At 56.8% G+C, this 24,182-nt stretch carries 21 protein-coding genes; 14 read left to right on the forward strand and 7 right to left on the reverse strand.

All coding sequences use genetic code 11. The annotated features are described in order from the left end of the window. Positions 1-19 precede the first annotated feature (19 nt). The 4 genes from nsrR to LZU96_RS03035 all read left to right on the forward strand — a co-directional run bounded on the left by nsrR (position 20) and on the right by LZU96_RS03035 (position 5,626). Complete coding sequence (gene nsrR, locus LZU96_RS03020; RefSeq protein WP_233987006.1) at positions 20-463, forward strand: nitric oxide-sensing transcriptional repressor NsrR; 444 nt, start codon at positions 20-22, stop codon at positions 461-463. Positions 464-479: 16 nt separating this feature from the next. After that, the gene (gene rnr / locus LZU96_RS03025) at positions 480-2,972 is read left to right on the forward strand and encodes a ribonuclease R (RefSeq protein ID WP_233987007.1); all 2,493 of its coding nucleotides are present in this window, start codon (positions 480-482) and stop codon (positions 2,970-2,972) included. A gap of 70 nt (positions 2,973-3,042) precedes the next feature. Next, a complete protein-coding gene (gene rlmB, locus LZU96_RS03030) occupies positions 3,043-3,777 on the forward strand; it encodes a 23S rRNA (guanosine(2251)-2'-O)-methyltransferase RlmB (RefSeq protein ID WP_233987008.1) in 735 nt (244 codons plus the stop codon). A gap of 220 nt (positions 3,778-3,997) precedes the next feature. Beyond that, complete coding sequence (locus LZU96_RS03035; protein WP_233987009.1) at positions 3,998-5,626, forward strand: isovaleryl-CoA dehydrogenase; 1,629 nt, start codon at positions 3,998-4,000, stop codon at positions 5,624-5,626. Here the strand turns inward: LZU96_RS03035 and bsmA are convergent. Beyond that, positions 5,600-5,926, reverse strand: a complete 327-nt coding sequence (bsmA, locus tag LZU96_RS03040; RefSeq protein ID WP_233987010.1) for a biofilm peroxide resistance protein BsmA — start codon at positions 5,924-5,926, stop codon at positions 5,600-5,602. The genes LZU96_RS03035 and bsmA overlap by 27 nt on opposite strands. 56 nt (positions 5,927-5,982) lie before the next feature. Then, on the reverse strand, positions 5,983-7,914 hold the full coding sequence (locus LZU96_RS03045) for a methyl-accepting chemotaxis protein (RefSeq protein WP_233987011.1): 1,932 nt from the start codon (positions 7,912-7,914) through the stop codon (positions 5,983-5,985). A gap of 159 nt (positions 7,915-8,073) precedes the next feature. Here LZU96_RS03045 and yjfP point away from each other — a divergent pair, with 159 nt between their 5' ends. Then, positions 8,074-8,823 carry an esterase gene (gene yjfP / locus LZU96_RS03050; RefSeq protein WP_233987012.1) on the forward strand — a complete coding sequence of 250 codons (750 nt, stop codon included), beginning with the start codon at positions 8,074-8,076 and terminating at the stop codon, positions 8,821-8,823. 57 nt (positions 8,824-8,880) lie between these two features. Here the strand turns inward: yjfP and LZU96_RS03055 are convergent, their stop codons facing one another. Further along, entirely contained in the window at positions 8,881-9,084 is a 204-nt protein-coding gene (locus LZU96_RS03055; protein ID WP_233987013.1) for a hypothetical protein, read from the reverse strand. A 405-nt stretch (positions 9,085-9,489) separates the two neighbouring features. Here LZU96_RS03055 and rpsF point away from each other — a divergent pair, with 405 nt between their 5' ends. Genes rpsF through rplI form a run of 4 tightly spaced genes read left to right on the forward strand, consistent with a single transcriptional unit; the run spans position 9,490 to position 10,930 of the window. Continuing rightward, positions 9,490-9,885 carry a 30S ribosomal protein S6 gene (gene rpsF, locus LZU96_RS03060; protein WP_031376410.1) on the forward strand — a complete coding sequence of 132 codons (396 nt, stop codon included), beginning with the start codon at positions 9,490-9,492 and terminating at the stop codon, positions 9,883-9,885. A 6-nt stretch (positions 9,886-9,891) separates the two neighbouring features. Next, positions 9,892-10,209: a primosomal replication protein N gene (gene priB, locus LZU96_RS03065; RefSeq protein ID WP_094120600.1), complete on the forward strand. Its 318-nt coding sequence runs from the start codon at positions 9,892-9,894 to the stop codon at positions 10,207-10,209. A 4-nt stretch (positions 10,210-10,213) separates the two neighbouring features. Then, a complete protein-coding gene (gene rpsR / locus LZU96_RS03070) occupies positions 10,214-10,441 on the forward strand; it encodes a 30S ribosomal protein S18 (protein ID WP_000135199.1) in 228 nt (75 codons plus the stop codon). Between the two features lie 39 nt (positions 10,442-10,480). Then, entirely contained in the window at positions 10,481-10,930 is a 450-nt protein-coding gene (gene rplI, locus LZU96_RS03075) for a 50S ribosomal protein L9 (RefSeq protein ID WP_233987014.1), read from the forward strand. A gap of 70 nt (positions 10,931-11,000) precedes the next feature. Here rplI and LZU96_RS03080 read toward each other — a convergent pair whose 3' ends face one another. Next, on the reverse strand, positions 11,001-11,672 hold the full coding sequence (locus LZU96_RS03080; protein ID WP_293002060.1) for an OapA family protein: 672 nt from the start codon (positions 11,670-11,672) through the stop codon (positions 11,001-11,003). Between the two features lie 218 nt (positions 11,673-11,890). Here LZU96_RS03080 and fklB point away from each other — a divergent pair, with 218 nt between their 5' ends. Continuing rightward, the gene (fklB, locus tag LZU96_RS03085; RefSeq protein WP_233987016.1) at positions 11,891-12,511 is read left to right on the forward strand and encodes an FKBP-type peptidyl-prolyl cis-trans isomerase; all 621 of its coding nucleotides are present in this window, start codon (positions 11,891-11,893) and stop codon (positions 12,509-12,511) included. 45 nt (positions 12,512-12,556) lie between these two features. Here the strand turns inward: fklB and LZU96_RS03090 are convergent, their stop codons facing one another. Further along, positions 12,557-14,500 (reverse strand): bifunctional 2',3'-cyclic-nucleotide 2'-phosphodiesterase/3'-nucleotidase, encoded by a 1,944-nt coding sequence (locus tag LZU96_RS03090; RefSeq protein ID WP_233987017.1) that lies wholly within the window; start codon positions 14,498-14,500, stop codon positions 12,557-12,559. Positions 14,501-14,793: 293 nt separating this feature from the next. On the opposite strand from LZU96_RS03090, the gene cysQ reads away from it, so the two are divergent. Then, the gene (cysQ, locus tag LZU96_RS03095; RefSeq protein ID WP_233987018.1) at positions 14,794-15,537 is read left to right on the forward strand and encodes a 3'(2'),5'-bisphosphate nucleotidase CysQ; all 744 of its coding nucleotides are present in this window, start codon (positions 14,794-14,796) and stop codon (positions 15,535-15,537) included. Between the two features lie 61 nt (positions 15,538-15,598). On the opposite strand, the gene LZU96_RS03100 is transcribed toward cysQ, so the two are convergent. Then, the gene (locus LZU96_RS03100) at positions 15,599-16,156 is read right to left on the reverse strand and encodes a YtfJ family protein (RefSeq protein WP_233987019.1); all 558 of its coding nucleotides are present in this window, start codon (positions 16,154-16,156) and stop codon (positions 15,599-15,601) included. 315 nt (positions 16,157-16,471) lie between these two features. Here LZU96_RS03100 and LZU96_RS03105 point away from each other — a divergent pair, with 315 nt between their 5' ends. Continuing rightward, positions 16,472-16,678: a DUF1107 domain-containing protein gene (locus tag LZU96_RS03105; protein WP_003855513.1), complete on the forward strand. Its 207-nt coding sequence runs from the start codon at positions 16,472-16,474 to the stop codon at positions 16,676-16,678. A gap of 179 nt (positions 16,679-16,857) precedes the next feature. On the opposite strand, the gene LZU96_RS03110 is transcribed toward LZU96_RS03105, so the two are convergent. After that, complete coding sequence (locus tag LZU96_RS03110; RefSeq protein ID WP_233987020.1) at positions 16,858-18,180, reverse strand: hemolysin family protein; 1,323 nt, start codon at positions 18,178-18,180, stop codon at positions 16,858-16,860. A 519-nt stretch (positions 18,181-18,699) separates the two neighbouring features. Here LZU96_RS03110 and tamA point away from each other — a divergent pair. Next, positions 18,700-20,415, forward strand: a complete 1,716-nt coding sequence (tamA, locus tag LZU96_RS03115; protein ID WP_233988119.1) for an autotransporter assembly complex protein TamA — start codon at positions 18,700-18,702, stop codon at positions 20,413-20,415. Continuing rightward, on the forward strand, positions 20,412-24,182 hold the full coding sequence (gene tamB, locus LZU96_RS03120; protein WP_233987021.1) for an autotransporter assembly complex protein TamB: 3,771 nt from the start codon (positions 20,412-20,414) through the stop codon (positions 24,180-24,182). The genes tamA and tamB overlap by 4 nt, the downstream gene beginning before the upstream one ends.

The raw sequence follows: 24,182 nt of genomic DNA on the forward strand, positions 1-24,182 counted from the left end.
ATGATTCACTGAGGTTACTGTGCAGCTGACGAGTTTTACTGATTATGGTTTACGGGCCCTGATTTATCTGGCTTCGTTGCCCGAAGGCCGACAGACCAACATCACTGAAGTGACCAATACTTACGGTGTTTCACGTAATCATATGGTCAAAATCATTAATCAACTGAGCCGGGCGGGCTATATCGCAGCCACGCGCGGCAAAAATGGTGGCATTCGTCTGGGCATGCCAGCCAGCCAGATTGTGATTGGAGACGTTGTGCGTAAGATGGAACCGCTACAATTAGTGGACTGCGCATCCTGTTCGATCTCGCCCGCCTGTCGCCTGAAGAAGGCGCTCCATGATGCGGTGCAGCGTTTCCTGCAGGAACTGGATAGCTACACGTTGGCGGATTTGGTTGAAGGAAACTCCCAACTTTATGAAATCATATTGTCCGAACCGCCGGTGGCAATAAATACTCAATGACATCGGAGGAACCGCTATGTCAAAAGATCCTTTTCAGGATAGAGAAGCTGAAAAATACGAAAACCCTATTCCCAGCCGTGAATTTATTCTGGCGCTGTTAGAAAAACGTGAAAAACCGGCCAGCCGCGAAGAGCTGGCACAAGAGATGAACCTGCAGGAAGAAGAGCACATTGAGGCGCTGCGCCGCCGCCTGCGCGCCATGGAGCGTGATGGTCAGCTGGTCTTCACCCGCCGTCAATGCTATGCCCTGCCTGAACGTCTGGACCTGCTGCGCGGGAAGGTCATCGGCCACCGTGACGGCTACGGCTTCTTACGGGCCGAAGGTCAGAAGGATGATCTCTACCTCTCCGCCGAACAGATGAAATTCTGTATGCACGGCGACGTCATTCTGGCGCAGCCGCTGGGTGCCGATCGTAAAGGCCGCCGCGAAGCGCGCGTGGTCCGGGTGCAGGAACCGCGTAATAACCAGATTGTTGGCCGCTACTTCACCGATGCCGGTGCTGGCTTTGTAGTGCCGGACGACAGCCGCCTGAGTTTTGACATCCTGGTTCCGCCGGAAGAGACGATGAATGCCCGCATGGGCTCGGTCGTGGTGGTGGAGCTGGTTCAGCGCCCGACCCGCCGCAGCAAAGCGATCGGTAAAGTGACTGAAATCCTCGGCGATGACATGGGCACCAGCCTGGCCGTCGATATGGCGCTGCGCACCCATGAAATCCCGCACAGCTGGCCGCCAGAAGTTGAAGCGCAGGTCAGTACGCTGAAGGAAGAGGTGCCGGAAGAGGCGAAGAAAGGACGGGTCGATTTACGTAAGCTGCCGCTGGTCACCATTGATGGCGAAGATGCCCGTGACTTCGATGATGCGGTCTACTGTGAGAAAAAACGCGGTGGTGGATGGCGTCTGTGGGTGGCGATTGCGGATGTGAGCTATTACGTTCGTCCGGGCACGCCGCTCGACAACGAAGCGCACCAGCGCGGCACGTCAGTTTACTTCCCGTCGCAGGTGGTCCCGATGCTGCCGGAAGTGCTGTCGAACGGCTTATGTTCGCTCAATCCGCAGGTCGACCGCCTCTGTATGGTGTGCGAAATGACCATCTCCTCGAAAGGGAAACTGACCGGCTTCAAACACTATGAAGCGGTGATGAATTCCCACGCGCGTCTGACCTACAACAAGGTGTGGAATATTCTGCAGGGCGATAAGGAACTGCGTCAGCAATATTCGCCGCTGGTGAAAGATCTGGAAGAGCTCTACAACCTCTATCAGGCGCTGGAAACGGCGCGTGAAGAGCGCGGTGGTATCTCGTTCGAAACCGAAGAAGCGAAATTTATCTTCAACGCTGAGCGCCGGATTGAGCGTGTTGAGCGCGTTTCACGTAACGATGCTCACAAACTGATCGAAGAGTGCATGATCCTGGCGAACATCGCCTCGGCGCGCTTCGTTGAGAAAAATCAGGAACCGGCACTGTTCCGCGATCACGATCGCCCGACTGACGAAAGCATCAAGAGCTTCCGTACCGTGCTTAACGAACTGGGACTGAGTCTGCCCGGCGGCAACAAACCGCAGCCTGTCGACTATGCGGCGCTGCTGAAGCAGGTGGCCGATCGTCCTGATGCGGAAATGCTGCAAACCATGCTGCTGCGTTCAATGAAGCAGGCGGTGTATGACCCGGAAAACCGCGGCCACTTTGGTCTGGCGCTCTCGTCATATGCTCACTTTACCTCGCCAATCCGTCGCTATCCGGATCTGACGCTGCACCGCGCCATCAAGTATCTGCTGGCCAAAGAGCAGGATGAAGGTAAAGGCCTGGTACAACGCGCCATGAAATACCTGATGCCAAAAGAGCGCAGCGTAGCCAAAGATCTGACGACAGCGACCGGTGGCTATCACTACGAGATGCCGGAGATGCTGCAGCTGGGACTGCACTGCTCAATGACCGAGCGCCGTGCCGATGAGGCGACGCGTGACGTTGCCGACTGGCTGAAGTGTGACTTCATGCAGGATCAGGTCGGTAACCTGTTCAATGGCGTGATCTCCAGCGTCACCGGCTTCGGCTTCTTTGTTCGCCTGAGCGATCTGTTCATTGATGGCCTGGTGCATGTTTCGACGCTCGACAACGACTACTACCGTTTCGATCCGGTGGGTCAGCGCCTGATTGGTGAATCTGGCGGTCGTACCTATCGTCTTGGCGATATTGTGGAAGTGCGGGTGGAAGCGGTCCATATGGACGAGCGTAAAATCGACTTCGCCCTGGTCTCCAGCCAGCGTCAGGTGCGTGGCGAAGGAAAGACCGAGCGCGATCGGGCGAAGCGTGATGGCAAACCGCCATCAAAGCGTCGCCGTGATGTGAGCAAGAAATCTAATTTCGAGCCCGACTCGGCATTCCGCGGTGACAAGTCCCGACCGGCACCAGCAAATACCGAGAAAAAAAGTAAAAACGTCTCGGAAAAAAGCCGTAAAATCGCCGCCGCCACTCGGGCGAAGCGCGCCAGCAAGAAAGCGCAAACTGACTGATGCGCGTATCCGCCCTTTCTCCTGCGGGAAAGGGCGGTAATTTATTCATTTCCAAACACTGAGCAGATCGATGAGCGAAATTATTTTTGGTATCCATGCCGTGCAGGCGCTGCTGGAGCGCGATCCCCAGCGTTTTCAGCAAGTCTTTATCCTTAAAGGCCGTGACGATCGTCGCCTGCAACCTCTGATTGCCGCGCTGGAAGCTCAGGGGATCGTGATCCAGCTGGCGGAGCGCAAGTGGCTGGATAGCCAGGTAGAAGGCGGTGTGCATCAGGGTATCGTGGCGCAGGTTAAGCCGGGTCGTCAGTATCAGGAAGGCGACCTGCCGGACCTGCTGCAAAGCCTGGAAAAACCGTTTCTGCTGGTACTGGATGGCGTCACCGATCCGCATAACCTGGGTGCCTGTCTGCGCAGCGCTGACGCGGCGGGCGTCAATGCGGTGATCGTGCCAAAAGATCGTTCCGCTCCGCTGAACGCCACCGCCAAAAAAGTGGCCAGCGGCGCGGCAGAAAACGTGCCGTTGATCCGCGTCACCAACCTTGCCCGGACGCTGCGCCTGTTGCAGGAGTACAACATCTGGGTGGTCGGTACCGCTGGCGAAGCGGATCACACCGTTTACCAGAGCAAAATGACCGGCCCGATGGCGCTGGTGATGGGTGCCGAAGGTGAAGGGATGCGTCGCCTGACGCGTGAACACTGCGACGAGTTAATCAGCATCCCGATGGCGGGCAGCGTCTCTTCGCTCAACGTCTCGGTTGCCACCGGCGTTTGCCTGTTTGAAGCGGTGCGTCAGCGCAACGCCTGATCCCCGATGTGATCCTCGCCACAAATTAGTTTCTGTACCAGGCATAACTGCGCGTCATTCGTATATACCCAAAGGATTTCGGGTTGCATTGAGGCGGCAAGAGAACGAATCCCGATGAGCTTACATGAGTAAGTGATTCGGGTGAGTGAACGCAGCCAACAAAAATGCAGCTTGAAAGACGACGGGTATACTTACTGAGTGACATCCGCGAGGAGTGGTTATGACCTGGACAACACACACCGTTTTTAATCAGCCCCATCCTCTCAGCAACAGCAATCTTTTCCTTTCCGATACGCCGCTGAGCGATGCACTACAGCGCGAGGGCGCGGAGTGGGACCGTGAATGGCTGGCCTCGGTCGGCCTGCAACTGGGCAGTGCCGAATCGCTGGAGCTGGGCCGGCTGGCCAACGCCGAGCCGCCCGAACTGCTGCGCTACGATGCGCGCGGTGTACGGCTCGACGAAGTGCGATTTCATCCCGCCTGGCATCTGCTGATGCAGGGCGTCTGCGCCAGTCGTCTGCATAACCTCAGCTGGCAACCCAGCGTACGCGAATATGCCAGCGTAGCGCGGGCCGCCCGATTTATCCTGCATGCCCAGGTAGAAGCCGGCACGCTCTGTCCGGTCACCATGACCCACGCGGCGATCCCGCTGCTGCAGACTTATCTGCCCGCCGCATTTGAAGGCTGGCTCGATCCGTTACTCAGTGACCGTTATGACACCCATGCGCAGCCCGGCGATCAAAAGCGCGGACTGCTGATTGGCATGGGGATGACCGAAAAACAGGGCGGCAGCGATCTGCTCACCAGCACCACTCGCGCTGAGCCGCTGGGCGCTCGCGGTCCGGGTGAAGCCTGGCGGCTTACCGGGCATAAATGGTTTTTCTCGGTGCCGCAAAGCGATGCGCATCTGGTACTGGCCCAGACACCGGCCGGTCTGAGCTGCTTCTTTCTGCCACGCCTGTTACCAGACGGTAGCCGCAATGCGATCCTGATCGAGCGGCTGAAAGATAAGCTCGGTAACCGATCCAATGCCAGTAGCGAAGTGGAATTTCGCGACGCCACCGGCTGGCTGCTGGGAGAAGAGGGCGAAGGTGTCCGGTTGATGCTGAAAATGGGCGGCATGACGCGTTTTGACTGCGCGCTCGGCAGCCACGGTCAGATGCGGCGCGCCTTCTCCGTTGCGCTCTACCATGCGCATCAGCGCCAGGTGTTGGGTAAAAATCTGGTGGATCAGCCGCTGATGCGTCAGGTACTGGCGCAGCAGGCGCTGCAGCTGGAAGGGCAGACCGCGCTGCTGATGCGGCTGGCACGCGCCTGGTCGCTGCCAGCAAAACCGCATGAAGTAGCCTTTGCCCGCCTGTTTACGCCAGCGGCGAAATACCAGATATGCAAAGCGGGCGCGCCGTTCGTCGCGGAATCGATGGAGGTATTAGGCGGCATCGGCTACTGCGAAGCGAGCGAACTGCCGCGCTTATATCGCGATATCCCGGTCAACAGCATCTGGGAAGGCTCAGGCAATGTGATGTGTCTTGACGTGTTGCGCGTGCTTTCCCGGCAGGACGATGTCACAGAGATGCTCAGTCAGGAGTTTGAGGCAGTCAAAGGCAGTAATCGCCATTTCGATGCGCGCTGGCGTCAGCTGCGGCTGCGGCTCAACAAAATGCCGGAGGCGCAGGCGCGGGAACTGACCCGCAGCCTGCTGCTGCTGGCTACCGGCGCACAGTTGCTGAAATATGCCGAACCGCCGCTGGCGGATGCATGGTGCCAGCAATGGCTCGATCAGCGCGGCGCACGTCCACTGGATGCCGCGCTGGCCGACCGCTTACTGGCTCGCGCCTGCGGTGGGTGAGGCACCGTACAGTATGGCGCTGGCATACCACAAGCCAGGCATCACCGTTTCACTCAGCGCCACGATCTGATAATAAGCCGCACCGGCCTGATTGGCGCGTGCGGCCACGGCGCGTTGCGCATCATCTGGCGAGCCGTGAACGTTAACGGTGATGTTGCCCAGCTTCGGCAAATGGGTACTTTGCGCCCGTGAAATTTCCTGCGCCTGTTGAGTCGGCGCGGGCGGCGCTTTTGGAGTTGTCTGAAACGCAGAACAGCCTGCCAGTGACAGGCTTAACACCAGTAAGTAAGCGAAACGCATAGGAAAACCCTCATTCAGGACGAAGCATTAAGTGTATGCCATCGTCCTGAATGACGTCAGGATTTGAGGTTAAAAACACTCACCAGCTGGGTCAGATGATGGCCTTTATCACTCAGATTCTGGGCGCTACTTTCCGCCTGGGCCACCAGTTCGCTGTTCTGATGCGTCGCCTGGCTGATCTGGTTCATCGCCAGATTAACCTGACCAATACCGGCCGCCTGCTGCTGTGCCGCCACGTTGATCTCACCCATCAGCGCCTGTACCTGCTCGATGTGAGTGACGATATGGGTCATCGCATCGCGGGTCTGTTCAGATAACAGATGGCCTTCCGCCACGTTGCCGATTGAGGTGGCGATCAGCCCATCAATCTCTTTCGCAGCCTGAGCAGATCGCTGCGCCAGCGCCCGCACTTCGGCCGCCACTACGGCAAAACCACGTCCCTGCTCACCGGCGCGCGCCGCTTCCACCGCGGCGTTCAGCGCCAGAATATTGGTCTGGAAGGCGATTGATTCGATCACATGAGTGATATCCGCAATGCTCTGGGAAGAGATTTTGATCGCTGACATGGTGTTCACGGAGCGCACCACGGTCTGGCTGCCCTGGCTGACAATATCGCTGGCTTCAGACACCAGCGACATCGCCTGACGCAGGCTGTCGGCGGTATGTTCGACCGTTGCGCCAAACTGTTCCATGCTGGCGGAGGTCTGCTCCACGCTGCTGGCCTGACGACCAATCTGTTCACTGATATTGTGACTGCTGGCGGCGATAGTATCGGTCCCGTCGCTGATCTCCTGCGCGGCGCTGCGCACCTGGCCTACGATCTTCTCCAGACCATCGCCGATGCCGTTAATGGCATTAATCAACTGGCCCACTTCGTCACGTCGTGAGGTATCCAGATGCACCTGCAAATTGCCGGCGGCATACTGCTGCGCCAGATGAATCACCTGCTGCAGTGGACGGGTAATCGCCCGGCGGCTGTACCAGACAAACCCCAGCGCAAACACCACCACCAGCGCCAGACCGGTAAGCAGGAACAGGTTACGGCTGTGGGTGATCGGGGCCAGCAGACTGGCGCGGTTAACCTCGCCGACAATCACCCAGTTCCATCCCTGTAGCTGCTGCCAGGCGAGCATCCGGGTTTCACCGTCGATATTCACCTGCTCTATCCCCTGCGGCTGAGTCAGCAGTGGCTGTTGCACCGACTGATCCCAGGCCGGCAGTTTGCCCTCGTTTTGCTGAGCAAACAGATACTGGCCCTGTGTGCTGCCTGGCGCGCCGTTAATCACATAAAAATGGCCGCTGTCGCCCAACCGACGCGCGAGGATTTTTTCACGCATCAGCGCATATTGCTGATCGATTCCGACCCCAACAAACAGAATGGCAACCACCGTGCCGCTGGCATCTTTAACCGGCTGATATTGAGTGATGTAGCGATGACCAAACAGCGTTGCCAGGCCACGATAGACCTGGCCCTGATGGACGTTTTTCCAGGCTGCACTGGCACGATCGAGCTGGGTGCCGATGGCGCGACTGCCATCCTGCTTCCTGAGTGAGGTCGAGATACGGATGAAGTCATCGCCGTCGCGCACAAAAATGGTGGCCACTGCGGCGGTGCGATCGGTGAAATCGTCCACCGCTGTCTGATCAAGGTTGAGCGTTTTTAATCCGGCGCGCAGCACCGGCGTTGAGAAGCTGCCGACCTGCACGCGCGCCGTCTCATCCAGGCTAAAACGCTTAGGCAGAAAGCTGGTAAACAGATTGGTATAGTTGCTCACCTCTTCGGAGAGCGTGGCGTTGAACATAGTCGCCATTTCGCTGATGCCCTGCACCTGATTGTGCATATCATCAATCGCGAGTTTTTCCAGCTGGCGCGAGGCGCTCTGGCTCTGAGTCAGCGTCAGAACCAGCAACAATAACGCTACGCTGAGAGACGTCAGTACAGACAGCTTAACTCCAAGACTCAGGCCGCTGAGAGAGAGACGCTTCATAAATTACCTTTGATCGCATTAGGGAGATATCGGATCAACGGCAGAAGCGCGGAAAAGTTTAGCGCGAAAGTTGGTGGCAGAGAGTGGCGGACCGGTTCGCAAATTCAGCGGCAGACCGTACACTGATCACGCACGTCTTGACCCTTTTCAGGAGATAACATGATCGAACTCATCACGGAAACGCTGGCCGGTATTGAGTGTCTGCACGCCGCGCCTGCCGGTCAGCGCCGTAACCGGCTGCCGACCGTGCTGTTTTATCACGGCTTCACCTCATCGAAAGAGGTCTACGCCTATTTCGCCGTCGCCTTAGCCCAGGCTGGCTTCCGGGCGGTGATGCCGGATGCGGATCTGCATGGCGCGCGCGATCAAGGCGATGCCGAAGGCCGCCTGCGCCGCTTCTGGGATATCCTTAAAACCAATATTGATGAGCTGCCGCAGCTGGAAGCCGCGCTGCGCGCTGAGGATCTGATCGCCGGAGAACGGTTTGCGGTGGCAGGCGCTTCAATGGGCGGCATGACGGCGCTGGGCGCGATGGCGCGCTATCCGCAGATCCACAGCGTCGCCTGCATGATGGGGTCCGGCTACTTTATGCAGCTCAGCCAGACGCTGTTTCCGCCGCTGGTGGTGCGCTCGCCGGAACAGCAGGCCGGGTTTGATGCCCGAATGGCGCCGCTGGCGGAGTACGATCCCAGCACCCGACTGGAAACGCTGGCCAATCGTCCACTGCTGCTGTGGCACGGCGAAGCTGATGAGGTGGTGCCGTTTGCCGAGAGTGCGCGGCTGGAAGCGGCGCTGCGCAGCCAGGGTTTAGCCCGGCATCTGACCTCACTGTCGGAAAAGCAGATTGGACATAAGATCACGCCGTCAGGCCTGACGGCGCTGGTTAACTTCTTTAAACACCAGTTATAAAACATCCGTTATAAAAAGGGCGGATTGATTCAATCCGCCCTTTATCTGCCCCGATTATCAGGGGGCAGCGAACCGTTCTGCCGGTCGGGCCGGCGTGCTGACCGGGCTTCTCTCCGGTGCATCCAGTCGATTCACATAGACATAACCCGATGCCGCTTTGCTGCTGTGACTTCTCATCTGCTGCGCACAGTCAGCATTGCTGGCAAGAGCGGGGAGAGACAGGAAGAGACCCAGTAAAGTGGCGATGACGTACCTTTTCATGGCCGACTCCTCACTTCAGGGAACACACTCTGTTAGACGCTGATAAGCCAAACCGTAACGTCTGCATTAAGTTTAGCGACTGGCGATATTATCGCCAGATCGTCCGCCTGAACCTCTTTGTCAGCATTTTTGAACAATGGCTGCTTAACAGATTGTATTGCTGTGATTAGCACGAAAAGCCACCCTATCTGGCACGCCACATCAGATTTGTTGAAATGTGCGCTTGAGTTTAGCGCCCGCCGCCAGTATGATTACGCGTCAATTTTTCAGCCGCATTCTCAGGCTGTGTCCCACAAGCGCTCGTCATGACGAACCTTTGTGGGACACAGCCTATAACGTTCCTTGCTTCCATGGGCCGCGGTTGACCCCGACAGGAGGCTGAATAATCCGTAAGGAGCAATTTCGATGCGTCATTACGAAATCGTATTTATGGTCCATCCTGACCAGAGCGAACAGGTTCCGGGCATGATCGAGCGTTACACTGGTGCTATCACTGGTGCACAGGGCACGATTCACCGTCTGGAAGACTGGGGCCGCCGTCAGCTGGCTTATCCGATCAACAAACTGCACAAAGCCCACTACGTTCTGCTGAACGTTGAAGCGCCGCAGGAAGCGATCGATGAGCTGGAAACGAACTTCCGCTTCAACGACGCCGTTATCCGTAGCATGGTTATGCGCGTTAAAAACGCGGTAACTGAAGCATCACCGATGGTTAAAGCGAAAGACGAGCGTCGTGAGCGCCGCGAAGATTTTGCTAACGAATCCGCTGATGACTCAGATGCTGGGGATTCTGAAGAGTAATCCATCGTGACGGTTAATCGACTGCGCTTGTCTGGCACGGTGTGCAAGACGCCGGTTCGAAAAATTAGCCCGTCAGGAATTCCGCACTGCCAGTTCGTGCTTGAGCACCGCTCAGTGCAGGAGGAGGCCGGGTTTCACCGGCAAGCCTGGTGTCGGATGCCGGTGATTATCAGCGGCAGCGCCCATCAGGTGATTACTCAACATATAACGGTCGGCACGCAACTCATACTCGACGGTTTCATTAGCTGCCATCAGGCACGCAATGGCCAGAGCAAAATGGTGTTACATGCCGAGCAGATTGAATTGATAGATTCTGGAGACTAGCCAAATGGCACGTTATTTCCGTCGTCGCAAGTTCTGCCGTTTCACCGCGGAAGGCGTTCAAGAGATCGATTATAAAGATATCGCAACGCTGAAAAACTACATCACTGAAAGCGGCAAGATCGTACCAAGCCGTATCACTGGTACTCGCGCAAAATACCAGCGTCAGCTGGCTCGTGCTATCAAGCGCGCGCGTTACCTGTCTCTGCTGCCGTACACTGATCGTCATCAGTAATCGGCAACTGTCCATTAACGACTTTAAGAGGATAAGGTAATGCAAGTTATTCTGCTTGATAAAGTAGCAAACCTGGGCAGCCTGGGTGATCAGGTTAACGTTAAAGCGGGCTACGCTCGTAACTTCCTGGTACCACAGGGCAAAGCTGTTCCTGCTACCAAGAAAAACGTTGAATTTTTCGAAGCACGCCGTGCAGAACTGGAAGCTAAACTGTCCGACGTTCTGTCTGCAGCAAATGCACGCGCTGAGAAAATTAATGCACTGGGCACCGTAACCATCGCGTCTAAAGCTGGCGACGAAGGTAAACTGTTCGGTTCCATCGGTACCCGCGACATCGCTGATGCAGTGACTGCAGCTGGCGTTGAAGTGGCTAAGAGCGAAGTTCGTCTGCCGAACGGCGTTCTGCGCACCACCGGTGAGCACGAAGTGAACTTCCAGGTTCACAGCGAAGTATTCGCGAAACTGATCGTGAGTATCGTTGCTGAGTAATTGTTATTACTGAGCACTGCGGGAACGCCGGCCTTGTGCCGGCGTTTTTGTTTTTGTCGCCGCGTAAAGATTACTGCGCGCGAATAAAGCTGCCGTCCGGCTGGCGGGTAAACAGCACCGGGCCGTTAGCGCCCTCTATCGTCAGTCCTGTCACCACGCCCTGTGCATCCTGACGGATTTTAACCTGCTGACCGCTTTTCAGTGAACTCAGCGGCTGATCGTTGCCTTCTACCCGCGCCATCGCAAACACATCATTCACCGGCAGACTGTTGTCACGGAACAGCTGCGCCAGCGTCTGGCCCGACGCGACAGTATAGTTGCGCCATTGTCCCTGTGAATCCGCTTTTGGCGTCGGCTGCGGCTGAGAAGGGGAGGAGTCGGCCTTGTTATCATAAATATCCGCCTGCATCGGCACCTCTTTCTCCGCTGTCGGGGTCACCGGCTGCTCCACCGGATAGCGTGGTGTGCTGACCGGCCAGAGAAACGCCAGCAGCATTACCAGCAGCGCGATAACAATGCCGCGACGATGAGGGGCCGGTAGCGGGTCCATCCAGCCGATGTGGTCGGTGAAATGCCAGATACGATGAAGCCATGTCGGTAGCCGGGATGACGCGTCTGAAGCCATTCGTGGTTCCTCCTCTCCAGCGGGTTGCTGCGGCTTGCGTGTGGCCAGCCAGGTTTGCAGCCGGGATACAATACGCGTTGCGCGCGTCCTGCGGCGTCGTGGGGCGATCTGGCCCATGTGTTCTCTCTTTTGGTGTGCAACAGACGGGTTAATTCCGTCAACAGTTATAGTATGGGCAATACCGGCGCGAAGTGCCTGCCAGCATTGATAAATTTGACGGGCCTATTGTTTCTCTTTCATCGGGAAAAGTCATCTGCGATGCAGGGCATTTTACGCCAGCGGCCTGCACTGTTATGCTGCCGGTTCGAATTTATCCGAGAGTGAAAGGAACGAAGATGACTACCCCTTCTTTCGACAGCGTCGAAGCACAAGCAAGTTACGGTATTGGTTTACAGGTTGGCCAGCAGCTGCTGGAATCTGGTCTGCAAGGGCTGCAACCAGAAGCACTGCTCGCGGGCCTGCGCGACGCGCTGGAAGGGAACTCGCCGGCGGTGCCGGTTGATGTGGTTCATCGCGCACTGCGTGAAGTGCACGAGCGCGCTGAAGGTGTGCGTCGTGAGCGCACCGAAGCGATGGCGGCAGAAGGTCAGGTGTTCCTGCAGGAACATGCGCAGCGTGAAGGCGTGAGCAGCACCGAATCTGGTCTGCAATTCAGCGTCATCACCCAGGGCGACGGTCCGATCCCATCACGTCAGGATCGCGTACGCGTCCACTATACCGGCAAACTGATCGACGGCACCGTGTTCGATAGCTCTGTAGCACGCGGTGAGCCAGCAGAGTTCCCGGTTAGCGGCGTGATCGCGGGCTGGATTGAAGCGCTGACCCTGATGCCGGTTGGCTCAAAATGGGAACTGGTGATCCCACACAACCTCGCGTACGGCGAGCGTGGTGCCGGTGCCTCTATCCCGCCATTCAGCACCCTGGTCTTTGAAGTAGAACTGCTGGAAATCCTGTAATTTAAAGACGCTGCAACCATCCTGGTTGCAGCGTTTTCTCCCGCCTTACTTCTGCTGTAAATTCACCTGCCACAGAGCAAAGCCAATCGCATCTGTCCCTTTGGGCTGAAGCGGATATTGCGCATGCTGCTTAATAAATCCGGTCGCCTTATCACCCGGTGCCGTTTCAAACTGAATATCGAGCGGGGTTGATGAGGTGATGGGTGCCAGTCGCCAGTTATTGTCCGCCTGCGGTCTGACCTCACCCTGTTTTTTCGTTTCCGCGCTGATATAGGCGGCCACCACGGAACGGTTCTCATCCGGTGAGGCAAAGGCAATGTACTTATCGCCAGTGCCGGCAAACTTGCCGCCATACGCGCGATAGTTGTTGGTCGCCACCAGGAAGGTCGCCTGCGGATCGATCGGTTTGCCCTGCCAGCTCAGCTGACGAATACGCGACGCCTGCGGATGAATCAGCTGACATTCTGCGTCATAGCGCGCCGGCTGGGTGATATCGATCTGATAACTGACCCCATCAATCACGTCGAAGTTATAGGTGCGGAAATCCCAGTTAATCAGCGACTGCGTTTTGCTGCTGTGCGGGTCGATCTGATTAAACTGGCCCGCTGAACACTCCAGCCACTCTTTGACCTGCGCACCGCTGACTTTCATCACCACCAGGGTATTCGGGTAGAGATAGAGATCGGCGGCGTTACGGAAGGTCAGAGGACCTTTCTCGACTTCAACGTAGCTGGCCGGATCGTTCTTACGTCCGCCCGCTTTAAAGGGTGCAGCGGCGGAGAGCACCGGCAGGCCACCGAGATCCGGATCGCCCTGAATGAAGTGTTCAACGTAAGCGCGCTGGGCATTGTTGACGATCTGTACCGTCGGATCGTCCTGCACCAGCGACAGATAGCTGTACATCACATCGGCGGATTTGCCGATCGGCTTGCCGACAAATTCCCGCGTGGCACGATGATCGTCAGCCAGCAGCTTAACCAGCGCCGGATCTTCTGCCGCTAACGACTTTTTCGCGGCCGCGTCATAAATGGGCCGCGCCTCGGCTTTGCCGCTGCTGACCTGCCAGCGTCCGCTGTCATTATTCAGCACCAGATCGACCACGCCCAGATGATCGCCCCACATGCCGGGCATCACGGCCGGGATGCCATTCAGCGTTCCCTGCGCAACATCCGCGCCTTTAATACTGGCGAAGTCGCTGCCCGGGAACACCGCATGGGCATGACCAAACAGTATGGCGTTGATGCCCTCAACCTGGCTGAGGTAGTAAACCGAGTTCTCGGCCATCGCGTGATACGGCTCGCTGCTCAGGCCGGAGTGGGGAATGGCGACGATAATATCCGCGCCCTGAGCGCGCATTTCAGGCACGTAGCGACGGGCGGTTTCGGTGATGTCATCCACCCGCACCTTGCCCTGCAGATTGGCTTTATCCCACACCATGATCTGCGGCGGCACAAAGCCGATATAGCCAATCTTCACCGTCTGCGCTTTGCCGTCGCGGTCCACCACGCGGGTGGATTTGATCAGATAAGGCGTGAACAGCGGCTTACCTGTTTTAACGTCGATGACGTTGGCGTTGACATAAGGAAAGCGTGCACCGGCCAGCGCTTTTTTGAGGTAAGGCAAACCATAGTTAAACTCATGATTACCCAGGTTACCGACGCTGTAATCGAGCGTGTTAAGCGCTTTATAGACCGGATGGATTTCGCCCGCTTTCAGGCCTTTGGCCGCCATATAGTCGCCCAGCGGGCTACCCTGGATGATGTCGCCGTTATCGACCAGTACGCTGTTTTTTACCTGCTGGCGCGCCGCATGAATCAGCGTGGCGGTGCGAACCAGACCAAATTTCTCGGTTGGCGTGTCTTTGTAGTAGTCGAAATCCATCATGTTACTGTGCAGATCGGTGGTTTCGAGTATCCGCAAATCGACCGTTGCCGCCTGCCCGGCGACGGAAACGCTCAGGGCCAGTAACATCATTCCAGGCTTAAACATGCTTGCTCCTGCTGCCAGATAAGTTAAGGCTCTCAAAATAATGTAAAAGCCTGATGAGTGGTCAGTTTAAATCGTGATGGATATAACGTTTTGGCGCATCGGTTAACCTGCCAGCCGTTCCGGAATAGGCGTAGTTGTGCAGGCGTGGCGATAAGCGGGTAACTATGGTATTGATATATCTATATATTGCTCCGTGCTGCCGCTGCGCGATCGGCTTGCAGAGCGGAACTGCTAAAATGTAACCATCAGGCGTTGAACTGAACGTGCAGCCGATGGACACAACGAGGTGAAAAATGTTAGAGCAAATTTGCCAACTGGCACGCGAAGCGGGCGACGCGATCATGCAGGTTTACGACGGCGCCGCGCCGCTTGACGTTTCTCACAAATCGGACGACTCGCCGGTGACTGCCGCCGACATTGCCGCGCATCAGGTGATTGTGAAAGGCCTGGCGCAGTTGTCACCGGCGATACCGGTCCTGTCAGAAGAAGATCCGCCCGGCTGGGAGGTGCGTCAGCACTGGCAGCGCTACTGGCTGGTCGATCCGCTTGATGGCACCAAAGAGTTCATCAAGCGTAACGGCGAATTTACCGTCAATATTGCCCTGATTGAAGAAGGCAAGCCGGTGATGGGCGTGGTCTATGCGCCAGCGCTGGGCGTGATGTACGCTGCCGCAGACGGTAAGGCGTGGAAAGAAGAGGGCGGCCGGCGTGAACAGATTCATGCGCAGGATGCCCGGCCACCGCTGGTGGTGGTGAGCCGCTCACACGGCGATGACGATGAGATGAGGCAGTATCTGAAGCAGCTCGGCGAACATCAGACGGTGGCGACCGGCTCATCGCTGAAGTTCTGCCTGGTGGCGGAAGGTAAAGCGCAGCTCTATCCACGCTTCGGGCCGACCAACATCTGGGATACCGGTGCGGGCCACGCGGTCGCCATGGCAGCAGGTGCTCATGTGCATGACTGGCAGGGCAAAACGCTGGATTACGCACCGCGCGAATCCTTCCTCAATCCTGGCTTTCGCGTTTCTCTGTTTTAGTCCGTTAAGCGGGAGGGCAACCTCCCGCCATGCGGTCGGCCTGGTGCGCCAGCAGTGAGGCTTAGTGCGCCAGCAGAGAGGTTACCAGGTTAACCACCTGCTGAACTTCCTCCTGCGTCAGCGGCCCATCCTTCACAAACTTCACTGCGCCATGTTTATCCAGCACCACAATGGCTGAGCCGCCCGGTTGCAGCTGCCAGGCACGCTGCACATTTCCCTTATCGTCGACAATAAACTGTGACCACGGATACTGCTGTTTATTGCTTTCGATGCTGCTGCGAACAAACATCCCGGTGCCGGGAATCGCATCATCAGTATTGACGATGGTGGTGGTCTGATAACGATCGTGCGGCAGTTTCGCGGCTTTGATCGCCTCGATTAACGCCGCATTCATCTGCTTCGCGGAAGAGCGCCCGGCGATATGCTGAATCACTCGAACTTTCCCGCTCAGCTGAGCACTATTCCAGTTTTTGTAGCTAAACTTATCCTGCTGCAGTAACAGCTCACCTTTGTCATTCACACCGGTGGCCGGAACGCGCGCATCCTGCTTCAGATCGTGCGCCAGAGCGCTTACCGGTATCAGTAACGACAAAACTATCGCTGCCAGAGTGATTCGCATCGTGGTTTCCTTAAGTGATCAGACCAGTTAGTCATTTTATTGCAATAGTAGGCAGGGATGATGCAGCTGTCCTGGAAAGGTGTCAGGTTTGTTATCAGCGCCACAATTCCGTAACGACTGAAGGTTTATACTGTGTTGTGTGAGCGTGATAACAGAGTGTTCTGTAATGATGTGTCAACTCAGTAAAAAAATTCATTTTTCGGAACATCAGCAGCGCTGAGTGTTCTATAGTTTATCCCGAATTCGCGCTTCATGGGCTCGTACCTAATTTGGAAACGGCGAAGCGTGCTTAAAATTGTACAGGAGTTAATCAGTATGAAGATCTTCCAGCGCTATAATCCGCTGCAAATAGCGAAATATGTAAAAACGCTGTTCAAAGGAAGGTTGTATATCAAGGATGTTGGCGCGTTTGAGTTCGACAAGGGGAAAGTATTAATCCCGCGCGTCAAAGACAAACAGCACCTGAGCGTGATGTCAGAAATTAACCGCCAGGTCGTTCGTCTGAAACTTGAGTTCAACTAATCACAAGGGCGCCGATGGCGCCCTTTGAGCCTGGCCTATCAGGCTATTTTATTTGCCATTCTGAACCTGGGCAGTGCTCACAATCCTCACGTACTACGTGTACGCTCCGGCTGTTCCGCGCTGTCCGTGTCCAGACTGTCTGCAACAATGACGCCTTATGGCGCAGGCCCTTAGTCATTCTACTCTTCTTCGCTTTTCGTCATGTTCAGCACCGGCGGCCGCTCATCAATGCGGGTAACCAGTAACTGATCGATGCGATAACTGTCTATATCGACCACTTCGAATTTATAACCGGCAAACTTCACAAAGTCGGTACGCTTCGGAATTTTACGCAGCATATACATCATAAAGCCGCCGATGGTTTCGTAGTTGCCTGACTGCGGGAAGTCATCAATGTCCAGTACCCGCATTACATCATCAATCGGCGTTCCGCCTTCTACCAGCCACGAATTTTCATCACGCGCCACAATCTGTTCTTCCATGCCCTGGCCGACCAGATCGCCCATCAGCGTCGTCATCACATCATTCAGGGTAATGATCCCGACCACCAGCGCATACTCATTCATGATCACCGCGAAGTCTTCACCGGCGGTTTTGAAACTCTCCAGCGCTTCAGACAGCGTCAGCGTATCGGGCACAATCAGCGCCGAGCGGATCTGCAAGCCGCTGTTCAGCGCCATACTCTGGTTTCCCAGCACCCGCAGCAGCAGCTCTTTCGAGTCAACGTAACCAACGATATGATCGATATCGCCACTGCAGACCAGGAATTTAGAGTGAGGATGCTGGGCGATTTTGGTTTTCAGACTGGTTTCATCTTCATGCAGATCAAACCAGACAATGTTTTCACGCGAGGTCATCGAAGAGGGCACGGTGCGTGATTCCAGCTCAAACACGTTCTCGATTAACTCATGTTCCTGCTTACGCAACACGCCAGCCAGCGCACCCGCTTCCACCACCGCGTAGATATCGTCAGAGGTGATATCGTCTTTGCGCACCATCGGCAGTTTGAAGATGCGGAAGAAGACGTTGGCCAGACCGTTGAACAGCCAGACCAGCGGGCGCATCAACAGCAGGCAAAAACGCATCGGGTTGATGATGCGCAAGGCGATGGTTTCCGGGGCGATCATACCGACCCGTTTTGGCGTTAAGTCGGCGAACAGAATAAACAGGCTGGTAACGATGGTGAATGAGCAGATGAAACTGAGTTGCTCCGCCAGTTCCGGCGCGACAAAACGGTTAAACAGGCTGCTGAAGGCTGGCGAAAAGGCGGCGTCGCCGACAATACCGCCGAGAATCGCGACGGCATTCAGGCCAATTTGCACCACGGTAAAGAACATGCCCGGCGTTTCCTGCATTTTCAATACGCGTTGTGCATTGACGTTGCCTTCATCCGCCAGCAGCTTGAGTTTTATCTTGCGGGCGGCCGCCAGCGAGATTTCCGACAGGGAAAAAAATGCACTGATTACGATCAGTAACAGGATGACAAGTAAGCTATCTAACATATGAGATCCAAAGGGTTATCCACTTGTCATTTTTGGCCTGGGCAGCGTGCAGGTGAGATCCGGAGCGATCTGCGTACCTGTCAAACAGGGCTATCCGTGCCAAAAATGTCTGCGCCAGTTCGACAGAAAAAACAGTGCCGGGGCAGAAATGAAAACAGGCGAAATGCCTGTGGTGGCCGATTATAGCAGGTGCTATCACCGGGCCGCCAGAGGACAAACCACCTGTTCCGATGGTGTGTTCCGCCGGACATGCCCGTCATCAGTTCAGATTAATCTGAGTGAACCTGCCAGCCGCGATCATTCGACGCCGCAGTTGTTGTATCGATCGCGTCATTTACCGACAATAGCCCGGTATTTGACTTAGATGATGATGTTGCCCCGCCGGTTACCATAAAGTGCGGCTATGATGAGGATGTTGCCGTCACGCCAGTGCGGGCAAAGATGATTAATAAGTGCCCCGCGGAAAAGGGGCCGGCATGATTAACAGGAGTACAGGTGCCACGATTTTATGTTTATTGCATGGCCAGCCTGCTGCTTGTCGCGCCAGCGCTTGAAGCGGCGACGGTACGATTACAGGTCGAAGGCTTAACCGGGGATTTGCAAAAAAACGTCAGGGCGCGCCTGTCGACCATCGGCAGCGATGAGGTCTCTAACGACGGCCGCTTTCGCGCACGCGTCTCGGTAGCGATAAAAGAGGGCCTGCGCGCGCTCGGTTACTACGAGCCGGTTATCGATTTTGAATCCCGTCCTGCGCCTGCGCGGGGTGGCCGTCCGGTGCTGGTGGCGCGCGTAACGCCCGGCGAACCGGTGAAAATTGGCGGCAGCAGTATCGTTGTTGAGGGTGAAGCCCGCAACGATGAGGATTACCGTGCCTGGGTAGCACAGGGACGACCCAAAGTGGGCACCCAGCTCAATCACGGGCAGTATGACAGTTTCAAAAGTGGCTTCTCAAATCTCGCGCTGCGTAATGGCTACTTCGATGGCCAGTTTAAAAAGAGCCAGTTAGGCGTATCGGTCGAGCGGCGTGAAGCGTTCTGGGATATCGATTACGACAGCGGCCAGCGCTACCGTTTTGGCGACGTCAGTTTTCAAGGCTCGCAAATTCGCGAGGAGTATCTGCAAAATCTGGTGCCCTTTAAGCAGGGCGACTACTACAGTTCGCGCGATCTGGCCGAGCTCAATCGCCGCCTCTCTGCCACCGGCTGGTTCAATTCGGTGGTGGTCGCGCCAGAATTTAAACAAGGGCGCAAAACCAAAGTTCTGCCGCTCAATGCGGTGATGTCACCGCGTACCGAAAACACCATTGAAACCGGGGTGGGTTACTCGACGGATGTCGGACCCCGGCTGAAAGGAACCTGGAAAAAACCGTGGATTAACGACCGCGGTCACAGCCTGGCGGCCAGCGCCTACGTCTCTGCCCCTGAGCAGCAGGTCGATCTGACCTATAAAGTCCCGCTGCTGAAAAGCCCGCTGGAACAGTACTATACCTTCTCGGGCGGCCTGAAGCGCACCGACCTCAACGACACCAAAGCCGATACCACGACGCTGGCGATGTCGCGTAACTGGGACAGCAGCAGCGGCTGGCAGAAGGCCGTTAACCTGCGCTGGAGTCTGGACCACTTTACCCAGGGCAGCGTCACCAACACCACCATGCTGCTCTATCCTGGCGTCAGCGTTAACCGTACCCGCTCACGCGGCGGCTTAATGCCTACCTGGGGTGACTCGCAGCGCTATTCAGTAGACGTTTCCGACACCACCTGGGGTTCAGACGTTGACTTCCTGATTATGCAGGCGCAAAACGTCTGGATCCGCACGCTGGGCGATAAGCACCGTTTTGTGGCGCGCGGCAACCTGGGCTGGATCGAAACCAACGACTTCGACAAAGTGCCGCCCGACCTGCGTTTCTTCGCCGGCGGCGACCGCAGCATTCGCGGTTACAAATATAAAGACATCTCTCCGCGGGATGATGACGGCAAACTGACCGGTGCTTCCAAACTCGCCACCGGATCGCTGGAATATCAGTACAACGTCAGCGGCAAATGGTGGGGCGCGGTGTTTGTCGACTCCGGCGAAGCGGTCAACGATATCAAACAGAGTAACGTTAAAACCGGCGCGGGCTTCGGTGTGCGCTGGTCTTCACCGGTGGGGCCAATCAAACTGGATATTGCCCGACCGATTGGGGATGACGAGGAACATGGATTGCAATTTTATATCGGACTGGGGCCTGAACTATGAAGCTGTGGAAAAAGGTCCTGATCGGCATTCTGATTTTTCTGGTGCTGCTATTAGGTGGCGTAGCCTTTCTGATCGGCACCACGCCCGGTCTGCACCTGCTGTTAAATGGCGCTTCGCGCTGGGTACCGGGTTTATCGATCAAACAGGTCGATGGCGGCTGGCGTAACCTGACCCTGAGCGGGCTGCGTTATGAGATGCCCGGCGTCAGTGTCGATGCCGGTCATATCCATCTGGCGGTTGACCTCAACTGTCTGCTGCACTCGTCGGTCTGCGTGAACGATGTCTCCCTGAGCGATATCAGCGTGGTGGTCGACAGCAAAAAGATGACGCCAGCCAGCGAGCCGCCGCCGGAAGAGGAGAGCGGCAACGCCAACCTCAGCACGCCGTATCCGATTACGCTGAAGCATCTCGGCCTGCACAATATCAATGTCAAAGTCGACGATACTGCCATCTCGCTGCTGGATTTCACCACCGGCCTGCAGTGGCAGGAACGCGCGCTGACGCTTAACCCGACCCATATTCAAAGCCTGCTGATTGCTTTGCCGAAAGCGGCGCAGGTGGCTAATGAGCAGGTGGTGCAGCCGAAAGTTCAGCAGCCGAAGCCGGCGGAGAAGCCGCTGGGTGAAACCCTGCAGGCGATGTTTGCGCAACCGCTACTGCCCGCGTTACCCGATTTTCAGCTGCCGCTGGATATTGATGTACAGCAGATCCTGGGCGAGCAGCTGCGCATCACCGGCGATACCGATATCGCCATCAGCCGGTTACTGCTGAAAGCGAAAACCGCTGACCGCCAGATGCAGCTCAGCACGCTGGAAGTGGACTCCAATCTCGGCAAGCTGAACGGCAGCGGACAGGCGATGCTGGCGGATAACTGGCCGGTCGATTTCTCGCTTAACGGTGAGGTAAACACCGATCCGATTAAAGGCGAAAAAATCGCGCTGAAGCTCAACGGTGCGATGCGCGATGAGCTGAAGCTGGCGCTCAACCTCTCCGGTCCGGTGAAGGCGCAACTGGATGCTACCACCCAGTTGGCGGTGGCGGGCTTGCCGCTGTCGCTACAGCTGACCAGTCCGCAGCTGCGCTGGCCGTTAACCGGCGCGGTACAGTACCAGGCCGATAACCTCGACTACCAGTTCAAAGGCAAAGCGACCGACTACGTGATGTCGCTGCGTACCGCGGTGAAAGGGGAAGCGGTGCCGCCCGCCAACATTTCGCTGACCGGTAAAGGTAATGTCGAACAGTTCAGCCTCGACAGACTGCGTATCGCGGCGTTGCAGGGCAACATCGATCTGACGGCGCTGGTGGACTGGCGTAAGGCGATCAGCTGGCGCAGCGAACTGACGCTGGCGGGCATCAACACCGCTCAACAATATCCCGACTGGCCCGCCAGGCTGGATGGCAAAATCACCACCCGCGGCAGCCTGTACGGCGGAAGCTGGCAGTTAAGCGTGCCGCAGTTGCAGCTGAAAGGAAATGTGAAGCAGAACGCGGTCACGGCGGAAGGCTCGCTCACCGGCAACAGCTACAACCAGTGGACGGTGCCGGGCATCAAACTGGCGCTGGGTCGTAACCATCTGGATGTGAAAGGCGCATTAGGTGAACAGCTGGATCTGGATGCCAGCATCGACGCGCCGCAGCTCGACAATGCGCTGCCCGGTCTGGGCGGCGTGGTCAAAGGCACGATCAAAGCGCGCGGAACCCTGAGTGCGCCGCAGCTGCTGGCCGATCTCAATGCCCGTGGCCTGCGCTGGCAGCAGATGCAGATTAACCGCGTCACGCTCAACGGGGATGTTCGCTCCGGCGAGCAGGTGGCCGGTAAGCTGCAACTGCGCGTCGAACAGCTGAAACAGGATGCGCTCAGCATTAATCTGCTGACCCTGAATGCAGACGGCAACGAGCACCAGCATCAGCTTAAACTTAATGTACAGGGCGAGCCGGTGTCCGGTCAGCTGGCGCTGAACGGCAGTTTCGATCGCCAGACGCAGCGCTGGAAAGGCGAACTGAACAACACCCGCTTTGAGACGCCGGTAGGAGAATGGCGTTTGACGCGGGCGATGGCCATTGACTACCTCAATAGCAAACAGACGGCCACCATCGGGCCACACTGCTGGCAGAACCCGAATGCGCAGCTCTGCGTACCGGAACCGGTTGAAGCCGGTCCGAGTGGCAAGGCGCACGTGGTCCTGAATCGCTTCGATCTGGCGATGGTTAAACCCTTTATGCCAGACGCGACCCAGCTCAGCGGCGTGTTCAGCGGCGACGTTCGTGTTAACTGGCTGGCTGGTAAAGGCCTGCCGACCGGCACGGTGTCACTGAAAGGTAACGGCGTCAAAGTCCAGCAGGATGTGCAGGGCAACACCCTGCCGATCGCCTTTGATACCCTGAACCTTAATGCGGCGCTGCGTGATGGACGTGCCCAGCTCGACTGGCTGATCCGCATCGCCAATAACGGCCAGCTCGATGGCAATGTTCAGATCACCGATCCGGAAAATCGCCGCACGCTGGGCGGCAACGTCAACATTCGTAACCTGTCGCTGGCGATGCTGAACCCGGCACTGATGCAGGGCGAGAAGATCAAAGGCAACCTCAACAGCAGCTTACGGCTGGCGGGCAGCGGGCAGCAGCCACAGGTGTTTGGTCAGCTTGGCCTGTCGGATGTCGATGTCGATGGCAGCTTCATGCCGGTCGATCTCACCGCCGCCAATCTCAATCTGGTGTTTAACGGCATGAGCTCGACCCTGAACGGGCTGATTCAGACCGCGCAGGGCAACATCAACCTCAACGGTAACGCCGACTGGAGCCAGCTCGATAACTGGCGCGCGCGCCTGGCGGCGCAGGGTAGCCGGGTGCGGGTCACGGTGCCGCCGATGGTGCGGATGGATGTCTCGCCGGATCTGGTGTTCGAAGCCACGCCGGCAGCATTTAACCTGTCGGGCCGGGTCGAGGTTCCGTGGGCGCGCATCACGGTGCAGGAAGTCCCGGAAAGCGCCACGGGCGTCTCGTCGGATGAAGTGATGCTGGATCAGAACCTCAAGCCGATTCAGCCGAAAACCGCCGCGATTCCGATCAACAGCAACCTGGTGATCCACGTCGGTAACGATGTGCGTCTCTCTGCGTTCGGGCTAAAAGCGAAGCTGAATGGCGACCTGAAACTGGTGCAGGATCGCTCCGGGCTCGGCCTCAACGGCCAGATCAACATCCCGTCCGGCCGCTTCCACGCCTATGGACAGGATCTGATTGTGCGTAAGGGCGAGCTGCAGTTTGCCGGACCGCCCGATCAGCCTTACATCAACCTGGAAGCGATTCGTAATCCGGATGCGACTGAAGATGACGTCACCGCCGGATTGCGGGTCACCGGCCTGGCCGATGAGCCAAAAGCCGAAGTCTTCTCCGATCCGGCGATGTCGCAACAGGAAGCGCTCTCTTATCTGCTGCGCGGTCAGGGACTCGGCAGCGATGGCGACAGTAATGCGTTAACCTCAGCGCTTATTGGCTTAGGGGTTGCACAAAGTGGGCAGGTTGTGGGTAAAATCGGTGAGACATTCGGTGTCAGTAATCTCGCCGTTGATACTGCCGGTGTTGGCGACAGCCAGCAGGTGCAGGTCAGTGGCTATGTACTACCGGGTCTACAGGTAAAATACGGTGTTGGCATATTTGATTCACTGGCGACGTTAACCTTGCGTTACCGCCTGATGCCTAAACTCTATTTGGAAGCCGTGTCCGGTGTGGATCAGGCTCTCGATTTGCTCTATCAGTTTGAGTTTTAG

The sequence above is a fragment of the Pantoea agglomerans genome, assembly GCF_021397715.1.
GTDB lineage: Bacteria > Pseudomonadota > Gammaproteobacteria > Enterobacterales > Enterobacteriaceae > Pantoea > Pantoea astica.